This is a genomic window from Pseudomonas sp. S2_A05 (assembly GCF_054668485.1).
Genome location: NZ_CP162775.1, coordinates 2,423,918 through 2,436,206, shown reverse-complemented (window position 1 = coordinate 2,436,206; position 12,289 = coordinate 2,423,918). Strand labels below are relative to the sequence as shown.

General features: G+C 60.7%; 13 protein-coding genes. 7 read left to right on the top strand and 6 right to left on the bottom strand.

Annotated elements, in window-relative coordinates; genetic code table 11:
• Window positions 1–56 precede the first annotated feature (56 nt).
• The gene (locus AB4O12_RS11110) at window positions 57–497 is read right to left on the bottom strand and encodes a hotdog fold domain-containing protein (protein ID WP_460061906.1); all 441 of its coding nucleotides are present in this window, start codon (window positions 495–497) and stop codon (window positions 57–59) included.
• A 158-nt stretch (window positions 498–655) separates the two neighbouring features.
• Between AB4O12_RS11110 and AB4O12_RS11105 the strand changes: the two genes are divergently transcribed.
• The gene (locus AB4O12_RS11105; protein WP_336342280.1) at window positions 656–1,288 is read left to right on the top strand and encodes a TetR/AcrR family transcriptional regulator; all 633 of its coding nucleotides are present in this window, start codon (window positions 656–658) and stop codon (window positions 1,286–1,288) included.
• A gap of 217 nt (window positions 1,289–1,505) precedes the next feature.
• Here AB4O12_RS11105 and AB4O12_RS11100 read toward each other — a convergent pair whose 3' ends face one another.
• Both AB4O12_RS11100 and AB4O12_RS11095 read right to left on the bottom strand, forming a co-directional pair.
• Complete coding sequence (locus tag AB4O12_RS11100) at window positions 1,506–2,630, bottom strand: DmpA family aminopeptidase (protein ID WP_460061904.1); 1,125 nt, start codon at window positions 2,628–2,630, stop codon at window positions 1,506–1,508.
• Between the two features lie 72 nt (window positions 2,631–2,702).
• Entirely contained in the window at window positions 2,703–3,806 is a 1,104-nt protein-coding gene (locus AB4O12_RS11095; RefSeq protein WP_460061902.1) for a polyamine ABC transporter substrate-binding protein, read from the bottom strand.
• Between the two features lie 111 nt (window positions 3,807–3,917).
• Between AB4O12_RS11095 and AB4O12_RS11090 the strand changes: the two genes are divergently transcribed.
• Window positions 3,918–4,697 (top strand): helix-turn-helix transcriptional regulator, encoded by a 780-nt coding sequence (locus AB4O12_RS11090; RefSeq protein ID WP_460061900.1) that lies wholly within the window; start codon window positions 3,918–3,920, stop codon window positions 4,695–4,697.
• A gap of 122 nt (window positions 4,698–4,819) precedes the next feature.
• Here the strand turns inward: AB4O12_RS11090 and AB4O12_RS11085 are convergent, their stop codons facing one another.
• Entirely contained in the window at window positions 4,820–5,761 is a 942-nt protein-coding gene (locus AB4O12_RS11085; RefSeq protein WP_460061898.1) for a class I SAM-dependent methyltransferase, read from the bottom strand.
• 197 nt (window positions 5,762–5,958) lie between these two features.
• Between AB4O12_RS11085 and AB4O12_RS11080 the strand changes: the two genes are divergently transcribed.
• From AB4O12_RS11080 to AB4O12_RS11065, 4 genes are all read left to right on the top strand, one after another.
• Window positions 5,959–6,372: a response regulator gene (locus AB4O12_RS11080; RefSeq protein ID WP_056788985.1), complete on the top strand. Its 414-nt coding sequence runs from the start codon at window positions 5,959–5,961 to the stop codon at window positions 6,370–6,372.
• A gap of 56 nt (window positions 6,373–6,428) precedes the next feature.
• The gene (locus tag AB4O12_RS11075; protein ID WP_460061896.1) at window positions 6,429–7,097 is read left to right on the top strand and encodes an HAD-IA family hydrolase; all 669 of its coding nucleotides are present in this window, start codon (window positions 6,429–6,431) and stop codon (window positions 7,095–7,097) included.
• Window positions 7,098–7,448: 351 nt separating this feature from the next.
• Window positions 7,449–8,246 carry an SDR family NAD(P)-dependent oxidoreductase gene (locus tag AB4O12_RS11070; RefSeq protein ID WP_095182032.1) on the top strand — a complete coding sequence of 266 codons (798 nt, stop codon included), beginning with the start codon at window positions 7,449–7,451 and terminating at the stop codon, window positions 8,244–8,246.
• A 21-nt stretch (window positions 8,247–8,267) separates the two neighbouring features.
• Entirely contained in the window at window positions 8,268–8,678 is a 411-nt protein-coding gene (locus AB4O12_RS11065) for an SRPBCC family protein (RefSeq protein WP_375122362.1), read from the top strand.
• A 131-nt stretch (window positions 8,679–8,809) separates the two neighbouring features.
• Here AB4O12_RS11065 and AB4O12_RS11060 read toward each other — a convergent pair whose 3' ends face one another.
• Window positions 8,810–10,204, bottom strand: a complete 1,395-nt coding sequence (locus tag AB4O12_RS11060) for a sensor histidine kinase (RefSeq protein WP_041477024.1) — start codon at window positions 10,202–10,204, stop codon at window positions 8,810–8,812.
• Window positions 10,182–10,865, bottom strand: a complete 684-nt coding sequence (locus tag AB4O12_RS11055; protein ID WP_056788996.1) for a response regulator transcription factor — start codon at window positions 10,863–10,865, stop codon at window positions 10,182–10,184. The genes AB4O12_RS11060 and AB4O12_RS11055 overlap by 23 nt, the downstream gene beginning before the upstream one ends.
• A gap of 307 nt (window positions 10,866–11,172) precedes the next feature.
• Here AB4O12_RS11055 and AB4O12_RS11050 point away from each other — a divergent pair, with 307 nt between their 5' ends.
• Window positions 11,173–12,102: a hypothetical protein gene (locus AB4O12_RS11050; protein ID WP_056788998.1), complete on the top strand. Its 930-nt coding sequence runs from the start codon at window positions 11,173–11,175 to the stop codon at window positions 12,100–12,102.
• The last annotated feature ends 187 nt before the right edge of the window (window positions 12,103–12,289 follow it).

Here is a 12,289-nt window from a genome sequence, read left to right as displayed (position 1 = left end):
CAGTAAAAAGCCCTTGCTGCGCATTGCGCTACGAGGGCTTTTTTGTGCCTGCAATCTCAACCGATCTTGACGTTCATGGTGATGCGCGCGGTGAAGACTTTTTTACCCTCGGCATCGTGAATGTCGACGTTGACCACCTTGTCGCCATCGCTTTGCCAATCCACACCTTCGGCGCTGGCCACGGCGGTGACGTCGGTTTTCGCCTTGGCCAGGTATTCCACGGTCATGCCCTTTGGAATCCAGCGCGCGCCGGGCAGGATCGAGACGTCGGTCATCATTCCGCCGGCCAGTTCCGCCGCGTTGCACAGGGCGATCGCATGCACCGTGCCAAGGTGATTGGTAATTTCCTTGCGAAACGGCACTTGTACGGTGGCGGCGTTCGGGCGCAATTCGCTGATCAGCGGATTGATGGTGCTGAAGTACGGGGCGAACTGACAGGCCATTTTGCTGAATGCATCCGCGCCGACGCTGTTGAACATGCTGAGAGATTGACTCATGGAAGCCTCACTGGGTGGTTTGCAGAATTATGTTCCGTTACAGAATAATGTTCTGTAACGGAACGGTATTCTGTTCACGGCAAATCTGTCAACCTAGGCGCGATTTGTTCACGGGCACGTGACGCCTTTATCAACCTCCGTTTTTGGACCCGAGCAGCATGGACACCGCCGATCTACTGGAACGCAGCTACCCCGGCCGCCGCGCCGAACTCAAACGCGATATCTTTCGCAAGGCCCTGAGCCTGTTCAATGAACAGGGGATCGAGGCCACCACCATCGAAATGATCCGTGCCGAGTGCGACACCAGCGTTGGCGCGATCTACCACCATTTCGGCAACAAGGAAGGGCTGGTCGCGGCGCTGTTTTTCACCGCGCTGGAGGATCAGGCGCGTCTGCGTGATGCGTATCTGGACGCGGCCAATACCACGGAGGAAGGAGTGCAGGCGCTGGTCTTCAGCTATGTCGACTGGGTCGAGCAGCAGCCGCAGTGGGCGCGTTTTCAGTACCACGCACGATTCGCAGTGACCAAAGGCCCGTTCAAGGAAGAGCTGGCCGAGCGCAACAAGACGCGCAACCTGCGCTTGGGCCAGTGGTTGGCCGAATCGGGTCGCGCCGCTGAGCTTAAGGATTTGCCTGCGGAGTTGCTGCCATCGCTGATCATCGGCCAGGCGGACAGTTACTGCCGGGCCTGGCTGGCAGGGCGAGTTAAGGGCAGTCCGATGGCTTATCGCGAAGTGCTTGCGCAGGCGGCATGGCGGTCGATTCGCGCCGAAGGTCTCGCCGAGGACTGAAATACGCAGACAAAAAAAGAGCCTCAAAGCTCTTTGATGGGGAGGAAGTAGAGCCCGTGAGGCTCAAGAGGCGTGTGAAGCAGAACTTGGGCTTGATTGGGAGTCAGTACACCCACGCCTACGCAGCGCCGGATCAATCCAGGCACCGCGTAGCTTCATCCTGGGAGCGTGCAGCGGACGACTCAAGTACCGCCAGTCGTCCCTGCACAATGCCGGTTCACGCCGGACGCGATCCCGGCCAACCGGATTTTTTCAGCGCCGCCAGAAGCGTCTGCGCATCCAGGCCCGGCACCGAATGACCGTTGCCCTCGCTGCTGTCGCTGGCGAGCAGGGCATTGATGATCGCTTCTTCAACGGCTTCGGTCGCGGCCAGAAACAGCTCGCTGATGTGGTCGTTGTTGACCATGCGCAAGCCGTTGCAGGTGGCTGCGCGTTTAGCCTCGTAAGCGGCGGGCGGGACGTGATCATTGCCGGTAGCGAAGGCAATGAAGATGTCGCCGCTGTGGTCTTCGTTACCGCCGCCGGTGCGCGCCAGGCCCAGGCTGGCACGCTGTGCCAGGCGCGTGCATTGATGGGGCAGCAGCGGCGCATCAGTCGCCAGGCAAACGACGATCGAGCCCATGCCCGGGTGCGGCAGCGCTGCCCGCAGGAACGGTGAATCCTTCTGTTCCATATAGCGCCCGACCGGGTAACCATCGACGCGTAATTCACTGCGAATACCGTGGTTGGCCTGCACGATCGCGCCAACGGTCCAGCCACCCTGGGCAGCACTCAAACGGCGCGATGCGGTGCCGATACCGCCCTTGAACTCATGGCAGATCATGCCGCTGCCACCACCCACCGCACCTTCGAGCACCGGGCCGTCCACGGCGCCGTTCAGTGCCTCGGCGACATGCTCGGGCTTGACGTGAAAGCCGTTGATGTCATTGAGCAGCCCATCGAAGGTCTCCAGCACCACCGGCATATTCCAGTAAAGCCGCCCGTCATCCGGCTGTTGCTCACGGTCCAGCACAATCAGCGCATCCCGCACCACACCGAGGCTGTGGGTGTTGGTAAAGGCAATCGGACTGGTCAGCAGACCGGCCTCGCGAATCCATTCCAGCCCGGTCGCATCACCGTTGCCATTGAGTACATGCACGCCGGCAAAGCACGGTTGCTGGCTGGTCGAGCCGAGGCGCGGCTCGATCAGCGTGACGCCGGTGCAGATGTCACGGCCGCTGCTGCTGCGACCGCGTACATTGCTGTGACCGACGCGCACGCCCGGCACATCGGTGATGGCATTGAGCGGGCCGGGTTGCATCTGGCCAATGAGGATGTCGAGATCACGGGCACGCGGATTCATAGATTCAGTCTCTTGATTCAAAAGGTCGGGCGGCTTACCGCTCGGATGAGGCAGGCAGATTTCTTGCGCGGGTTACTGGCCGTTCTTGACCTTGCTCCACACCCGTGTACGCACGCGTTCGGCGGCTTTGGGCAAGGGTTCGAGGGTGTAGAGCGTGGCCATGGCGGCAGGGGACGGGTAGACCGCCGGGTTGTCGCGAGTTGCTGCTGCCACCAGCTTTGTCGCGGCCCGATTGCCATTCGGGTACGACAAGTGATCACTGACCGGCGCGATCACCTCCGGTCGCAGCAGGTAATCGATAAACGCCAGGCCCTGGGCGCGGTTGGGCGCGTCCTTGAGCAGTACCAGAGTGTCGAACCACACCGGCGCGCCTTCCTTTGGCAGGCTGTAGGCGATCTTTACGCCGTTATTGGCCTGCTCGGCGTTGGTCTTGGCTTCGAGCATCGCCCCGGACCAGCCAACCGCCACGCAGATATTGCCATTGGACAGATCGCTGATGAACTTCGAAGAGTTGAAGTAGGCGATGTGCGGGCGCAGCCTGAGCAGCAGTGCTTCGGCTTTTTTGTAGTCCTCGGGATCGGTGCTGTTGGGCGGCAAGCCCAGGTAATGCAGGGCGACCGGCAGCATCTCCGACGGCGAATCGAGCATCGCCACGCCGCACTCGCTCAGTTTGGCCAGATTGGCTTCGTCGAACAGCAACTCCCAGGAATCCACCGGCGCTTTGTCACCCAACGCGGCGCGGACTTTTTCGACGTTGTAGCCGATGCCGTTGGTACCCCACAGGTAAGGCACGGCGTACTGATTACCCGGATCGTTGACCGCGAGTTTTTTCAACAGCTCGGGGTCGAGATTCTGCCAGCCTTGCAGTTGATCGCGAGGCAAGGGGGCGAGGGCGCCGGCCTTGATCAGGGTCGGCAGGCTGAAGTTGCTCGCCACGACAACGTCGTAGCCGCTGCGGCTGGTCATCAGTTTGCCTTCGAGCACTTCGGCGCTGTCGAAGGTGTCGTACACCGGCCGGATGCCGCTGTCGCGCTGGAAATCGTGCAGCGTGTTCGGCCCGATGTAGTCGTACCAGTTGTAGACATGCACGCTCGGTACGTCTGCCGCCATGGCGACCGAGGAGAGACAAAAACAGGCCAGAAGGCCCGGGTTGATAGATCCACGGTGACGACGCATGATGCGGCACTCCTGGCCTGTCGCAGGCCGGTAATGAACTGGAGTGGTCAGGCTAACGGGCCGGTCACACCAGCCCCATTCCCATCATGGGTTACTCGAAAGGGGTAGTGCGTGGACGCGTTGTTGCAGGAACTGCCGGTGCATCAGAGTCTGGCGCGGGTATTTACCCAGCTCGGGCAGGACGGTTTCTGGCGCGCGCTGGTCGACACCCTGCGCCTGCTGGTGCCGCTGGACAATGCCCTCGTCGCCCTGATGCAGCCCGGCCAGCCGCCGCGTTTGCTGATCGACTTCGACAGCAAGGGCTATGTCGACGATCAGCAAGAGCTGGCCGGTTATACCGCCGGCATGTACCTGCTCGATCCGTTCTATCAAGCCGCCGTCAGCGGGATCAGCGACGGCCTGCACAGCCTGGCCTCTGTTGCGCCGGATCAGTTTCTGCACAGCGAGTATTACCAGAGCTACTTTCGTGCCGTGGTGGGCGAGGATGAATTGCAGTTTCTGATCAACGTCGAAGGCGCTGTACTCGGCTTGTCCCTGGGCCGCTCGACCGCGTTTGGCATGGCCGAGCAGGGTCGGCTGTTGTGCGTTCGTGACTGGGTATTGGCGGCGATGCATCGCCACATGCAGTTGCTGCCGCCGCAAGGGCCGGTGGCTGACGCGGTGGTAGGTGATCTGGCGACGCTGCTGGACCGTTTCGATGCCCGGCTGACCGCGCGCGAGATCGACACGGCGCGTCTGATCCTGCAGGGCTTTTCCAGCAAGGCGATGGCCCAGCAGATGGGGATTTCGCCGGAGACCGTGAAAGTGCATCGACGCAATCTCTATCACAAGCTCAACGTCACCGGGCATGGTGAGTTGTTTGCGCTGGTGCTGCGGCCGACGTCTTTGTGACCAACGCAGAATTTGTGTGGGAGTGAGCCTGCTCGCGAAAGCGGTGTATCAGTCAACAAAATTGTTATCTGACACTGCGCTTTCGCGAGCAGGCTCGCTCCCGCAGGTGAACTTACGCTGTGTTAGTGGCTGCGCTGGAAGATCAGGGCTTTCAGGCCGCTCTCTGGATCGATATCGGGAAACTCCGGCGGATTGTCCAGCCGATGATCGAAGCGCAGGCTTGGCGCTTCCTGGGTCACGCCATCAATCAGAAAGTCGGAACCGAACGACGGATCGTTCATGCACGCCAGCACTGTGCCTTGCGCAATCAACAGTTCCGGCAAGCGGCGCAATACGCGTTGATAGTCCTTGGTCAGCAAAAAGCTGCCTTTCTGAAACGACGGCGGGTCGATGATCACCAGATCGTACGGGCCGCTGTTGATCACTTTGCCCCAGGATTTGAACAGGTCGTGGCCGAGAAAGCTGACCTTGCTCAGGTCGTGGCCGTTCAGGCGGTGATTGTCACGCCCTCGGCTCAGGGCCGCACGGGACATGTCGAGATTCACCACATGGCTGGCGCCACCCTCGATTGCCGCTACGGAAAAGCCGCAGGTGTAAGCGAACAGGTTCAACACCCGCTTGCCCGCTGCCTGTTCGCGCACCCAGTTGCGGCCGTAACGCATGTCGAGAAACAGTCCGGTGTTCTGCTTGCGACCCAGGTCGACGCGGTACTGCAAGCCACCCTCGACAATGGTCATTTCTTCGATTTCCTCGCCGATAAGCCATTCGGCCGTGCTCTGCGGCAGGTAACGGTGCTGGATCAGCAGGGTATGTGCACCGGACTGCTGCCATTGGGGCGAGGCGGCGAGTTGCAGCAGCGAATCCCGCAGATCCTGCAGTTGCTCAGGCGCCGGTTCTTTGAACAGCGACACCAGCACCACGCCCTGCAACCAGTCCACGGTCAACTGCTCCAACCCCGGCCAGCAGCGCCCGCGCCCGTGAAACAAACGGCGGGTTTCGCTGGGCGCCGCCGCCAGTGCGGGCAGCAAATGAGCGTGGAGGGTAGCGAGGGCTTCAGGGTTCATGGATCAGGATCGGCCAGGCAAAGGGCCGGCATTTTAACCACAAATGAGGGGATTCGATGGGCGCTGCGCTTCGAAAAACAACACCTTGGCGAAATCCTCTGTATCAAAAATGAATTTCTACAGGGCGCGCTGCTCATACCAGATAAGCAGCGGATTCAAAACCGCTTATCAAAAATGTATTCGGGGGAGTGCTGTTCATGTGCCCTACACCTACGTCGAGCGCGCACCTTCCTGGCGGGTTGATTCTGGTTGTCGAGGACGATCCGTTGATTCTGGAGTTTCTTTGCGAAATTCTTCAGGAGGAAGGGTTCAAGGTCGAACCGCAAACCAGCGCCGACGCCGCCTCACTGTATCTGGAAGAACACGCGGCGAACGTCGCGCTATTGCTGACCGACATCACCATGCCCGGCACGCTTAACGGCGCCGACCTGGCGAATCTGGTCGGCGATCGCTGGCCGGAAAAACCGGTGATGGTCATGTCCGGCTACGAGACGCCCGAGACCTCCGGGGTCAAGCATTCGGTGGCGTTCATCAAGAAGCCGTGGGCGATCGGTCAATTGCTCGACTGTGTGGAAAGTGCGTTCAAATCCAAGGCCCCGCAGTTGCACTGACAAGTGCTACATTGCCGGGCCAGGCTGCCCGGCCAACTGTCAGAGGATTTGTTCTTTTGTCTGCACAAGCATCGGTTTTTGATCGCGCATTCGGCGCGTTCCTGTTCGACATGGACGGCACCGTCCTCAATTCCATCGCCGCCGCCGAGCGCATCTGGTCAGCGTGGGCGGTGCGTCATGGTGTTGATGTCGAGACGTTTTTGCCGACCATACATGGCGCACGGGCGATCGACACCATCACCCGGCTGAATCTGCCGGGAGTGGATGCCGATGAACAAGCGGCGTTCATCACCGCAGCGGAAATCAATGACGTTGAAGGCATTGTCGAGATTCCTGCGGCGGCTGCATTTCTCAACGGTCTGCCGAAAGATCGCTGGGCAATGGTGACGTCTGCGCCTCGCGATCTGGCGTTGCGGCGGATGGCGGCGGCGGGTATCCCCGAGCCGGCGGTCATGATCACGGCGGAAGATGTAAAGGCTGGCAAGCCTGATCCTGCGGGTTATCTGCTGGCGGCGAAAAAGCTCGGTGTCGAGCCAGCGGATTGCCTCATTTTTGAAGACGCCACGGTTGGTATTCAGGCTGCGGAAGCGGCGGGCGCTGCACTGATGATCATCATTACCACGCACCAGCACCCGATCGAAACGGCGCATGCGACGTTGGCCAGTTACGATGCGATCGGCGTCAGGGTCGGCGCCGATGGTTTGCTTCGTCTGACGGAAATCTGATCTGTTCCGAAATGCCCCTCACCCTAGCCCTCTCCCGGAAGGAGAGGGGACTGACCGGGGGATATTCAGGTAATACGCCGACGTGAAAGGTCTTCTCTGAATCCATAATCGCTATGGTCTTTCAGGTCGAGGGCAAACTCAGCACAACTCGATCGGTTCCCTCTCCCCCGGGAGAGGGCTAGGGTGAGGGGCTACGGTCTGCCAGACACAGGGGATCGTCGATCAAACAACATCCCCGTCACCGGTCGGCAGCTCAACCATGCCGGCAATATCGCAACTACGCTGATCCATGCTTGTGAAATCGTCGCCAAAGTCGAGCGCGGTGGAACTCCTTGCTAATGAGGTAAACGCATGAAGATCGATCTGAGTGGAAAACTGGCCATCGTCAGCGGCAGTACCGGCGGCATCGGTCTGGGCATCAGCCAGTCGCTGGCCGAAGCCGGGGCGACGGTGGTGGTGATCGGTCGTGACACGGCCAAGGTCGAGCAGGCGCTGGCGAGCATACGCCAAGCCGTGCCCAGCGCGCAGTTGCGCGGGCTGACCGCTGATCTGGGCACGGCCGAGGGTGCGGAAAAGCTGTTCGCCGCCGAACCGCGCGCGGACATTCTGGTGAACAACCTCGGCATCTTCAACGACGTCGATTTCTTCGAGACTCCCGACAGTGAGTGGACGCGCTTCTACGAGGTCAACGTGATTTCCGGCGTGCGCCTGGCGCGGCATTATGTGCCGGCGATGGTTGAGCAGGGCTGGGGCCGGGTGATCTTCCTGTCATCGGAATCCGGGGTGGCGACGCCGGCGGACATGCTCAATTACGGCGTGACCAAAAGCGCCAACCTGGCGGTGTCCCACGGCCTGGCCAAACGTCTGGCTGGTACCGGTGTTACGGTCAATGCGATCCTGCCGGGGCCGACTTTCACCGATGGTCTGCAGGACATGCTCAGAGACGCGGCCGCCGAGTCCGGGCGGGAGCTGCGCGACGAAGCCGACGCCTTTGTGCGCAAGGCCCGTCCGACCTCGATCATCCAGCGCGTGGCGGATGTTTCGGAAGTGGCGCATCTGGTCACGTACATTGCTTCACCGCTGTCCTCGGCCACCACGGGCGCAGCCTTGCGCGTTGATGGCGGCGTGGTCGACAGCCTGACTATCTGAATTTTCCAAAAGAGAGGTTTTATGCCAACTGCATCCGCAACCATCGACATCCCGGCCTCGGCCGATCAGGTCTGGCAATTGATCGGCGGCTTCAACACGCTGCCGGACTGGCTGCCGTTGATCACCAACAGTGAACTGAGCGAAGGCGGGCGAGTGCGCACCCTGCACACCGCTGACGGCGGCGTAGTGGTCGAACGTCTGCAGACCTTCGATAACGCCGCAAAAACCTATAGCTATTCGATTGAACAGGCACCGTTTCCGGCCAGCGATTACCTGGCGACGATCAAGGTTGAAGCCCAAGGGCAGGGCTCGCGTGTGACGTGGTCGGGGCGATTTAATGCGGTCGGCGTGAGCGATGAAGAAGTGGTGGCGCTGTTCAACGGCATCTACCAGGGCGGGCTCGAAGCCTTGCGGGCCAATTACCCAACCTGAGACGCAGATCGTTCCCACGCTCTGCGTGGGAATGCAGCCCGGGACGCTCTGCGTCCCATTTCGAAAGCCGGAACGCGGAGCGTCCCTTGAGGCATTCCCACGCGGAGCGTGGGAACGATCGGCGCGAGACGTCAGGCCTGACTGATCAAACTCTGCCGACAATCCAGCACCAGTTTCGCCCCGCCCAGATCGCTGCTGCCGACTTCAAGACTGAAGCCGTGCAGGCTGACTATTGCCGCAACGATCGACAACCCCAGACCAAAACCACTCTGCGGCTGGCCACCCTCGGTGCGGTAAAACCGCTGGAACACCGCCTCACGTTCCGCCTCGGGAATCCCCGGCCCTGAATCGTGCACCTCGATCCGCGTCTGCCCACCGGCATTGACCCCACGCAACATCACCGTGCCGCCGGGCGGGGTGAATTTGATCGAGTTGCTCAGCAGGTTCGCCAACGCTTCGAACAGCAGTGCGCGGTCGCCATTGAGCGGCGGCAGCGTCTCCGGCATGTTCAACTGGAAACGCAGATCGCCTTCCTCGGCCAGCGGCAGATAGAACTCGTGCAACTCCTCCAGTAAACGCACCGGATCGAGTTCGACGAAACCTGAACGGCGCTGGCGATCCTCCAGCTCGGAAATCCGCAACAAACCGCGAAAGCGCGCCATCAGCGTATCCGCTTCAGCCAGTACCAAGTCCAGTTGCGCCGCTTCTTGCGAACCTTCGCCGGCCTGTTGCTGCATGCGATACAACTGCGCGCGCAGGCGAGTCAGCGGCGTGCGCAAATCGTGGGCGATGTTGTCGCAGACGCCCTTGACCTCGTTCATCAAGCGCTCGATGCGCTCGAGCATGGCGTTGACGATGGCGGCGAGCATGTCCAGTTCATCGCGGCGATTGGACAGCGGCAAGCGGTGCGTCAGGTCGCCGGCAACGATGGCCTGCGCGCTATTCTGGATCGCGCGGATGCGCTGCAACGGTCGACGCCGCAGCAGATGCCAACCGGCGACCCCGGGAATAATCGTCAACGACACCCCCCAGAACAGCGCGTGCAAAATGATCCGCGTCACTGCGAACAGCGAGCCGTTGTCACGCAGCAGCACCAGCCAGCGACCGTCGCGAGTCTGGGTGGCCACAGCATCGCAGCTGTCGCTCGGCAGGGTCGGGTCATCGGAATCGGCGCACTCGGCGAGCATATGGATCTTGCCATCCAGCGGCAGTCCTTCGGGAATTTGCTGGAGTGCGCCGCCCAGGTAAACACCGTCAGCGCTGAACAGACCATAGGCGTCGATACCGCGAATATCGAAGGTCATGCTGGCCGCGAGCGCGTCTTCGAGTTGCTCGCCGCGAAAATGCGAGAACAGGTGCTGACGTTGCATCAACGAATGTTTGGCGAGCTTGTCGAGGTAGCCGGACACCTCGTAATACATGACCCCCATGAGGATCGCGCTCCACGCCACGAACAGCGAGCTGTACAGCGCCAGCAAGCGGCTGCTGGAGGAGCGCCAGCCGTCAGACGGGTTCGGCAATGACATAGCCCGAGCCCCGTACCGTGCGGATCAGCGGAACGTTGCCGGCTGCGTCGATCTTCTTGCGTAGCCGGCCGATATGCACGTCGATGAGGTTGGTGCCCGGGTCGAAGTGATAACCCCAGACCTCTTCGAAAATCATCATCCGCGAGAGAATCTGGCCGCTGTTGCGCATCAGAAACTCGAGCAGTTTGTATTCGGTGGGCAACAGCGTCAGCACCTGCTCGGCGCGGCGGGCTTCGTGGCTGATCAGGTCGAGCTCGAGGTCGGCGACTTTCAGCGTGGTGGCCTGGGTGGCGACGCTGTTCTGCCGGCGCAGCAACACTTCGACCCGCGCGGCCATTTCATCGGTGGCGAACGGCTTGGTCAGGTAGTCATCACCACCGGCGCGCAAGCCGCGTACGCGCTCATCGACATCGGAGAGGGCGCTGATCATCAGAATCGGCGTCGCCACGCCCATGGTGCGCAGGGTGGTGACGATGGCCAGACCATCAAGCTCGGGCAGCATGCGGTCGAGGGTAATCAGGTCGTAGTTGCCGCTCACGGCGCGGTCGAGGCCTTCGCGGCCATTGTCGACCCAGTCGACGTCCAGCCCGTGGCTGCTCAGTTCGGCAACGATTTCCCGCGCGGTCACGGCGTCGTCTTCGATGGTCAAGATACGAGTCATAGGCAGGCCTGCTGATCGGTTCAAACGGAATGGCAGCATTTTGCCAAGAATTTGCCGTGACGCTTTAAATTAACTTTCATCTTCGTCGCCTGGTGAATCAGAACTGATCGGATTTGCCACGCTTTGGTTAATGCAGAAAACCCGCAATCGGATGCGCTTTATTGCAAGTTGCACGGTCCGAGGAAGTTCAAGTTTTGTAACTCATTGAAAGAAAAGGGGTTATTAAAAGTGTTTGACTGGCACGGTCACTGCAATTCCTCACCCGACGACTTGTAACACCATTTTTCATGCCTGGAGCACTGCAACAATGAATAGATCCCCTGATGGCTATTATCCTGCCTTGGAAGAGTCGAGCAGCGTGTCAGGCGTGTCCTGGGGCGCGATCTTCGCCGGTGCTGCGGCTGCCGCCGCGCTGTCGATGATTCTGGTGCTGCTCGGGTTTGGCCTGGGCTTTTCGGCTGTATCACCGTGGGCCGGAGAAGGCGTCAGCGCCAAGGGCCTGGGCATTTCAACGATCGTCTGGCTGGCGGTGACGCAGATCATCGCTTCCGGCATGGGCGGCTACATTGCCGGCCGTCTGCGCGTTAAGTGGGCCAACATGCACGGTGACGAAGTCTACTTCCGCGACACCGCACATGGTTTCCTCGCCTGGTGCGTCGCTACTTTGGTGACCGCTGTGCTGGTGGTCGGTTCGGTCAGCAGCGTCGTCAGTGGCGGTGTGCAGGCGGGTGCCAACGTAGTCGGCGGTGCTGCCGGTGCGATGAGCCAGGCCGCCGGCTCTGCCGCAGCCAATACTGACAGCGATCAGTACGGCTACTTCGTCGACAGCCTGTTCCGCGATGATCGTCCTGCTGCCGTCAGCGATGACGCTGCACGCGGCACTGTGACCCGCATCTTCACGCAAAGCCTGGCCAACGGTCAGCTCAGCGCCGAAGACCGTACCTACCTCGCACAACTGGTATCGCAACGTACCAATCTGAGCCAGGCCGATGCTGAACGTCGTGTCGACGAAATCTACGCCAACACCCAGAAAGCCATCGCTGACGCCAAACTGAAAGCTCAGCAAGCGGCCGATACCGCCGCCAAAGTCGCGGCCTACACCTCGCTGTGGATGTTCGTCGCGCTGCTGGCCGGTGCGTTCTTCGCCAGCCTGGCAGCCACCTTCGGCGGTCGTCGTCGCGATGCAGTCGAGTACGTTGAAGTCGACACCTACACCACTACCACTCCGGTCCGTTAAAAAGGAGAGTCACCATGCGCTCATTACTGCTGTTTTTCCTCGGCGTACCGATCCCGATCATCATCCTGATCGCCCTGTTCGTACACTGATCCCTCTGAGGCAGGATGCCTCTGCCGCTTTCATCTTCGGGTGAAAGCGGCTTTTTGCTTTCTGCGGGGCCAGTTCGTTTTCTCCAACTAACCGTTTC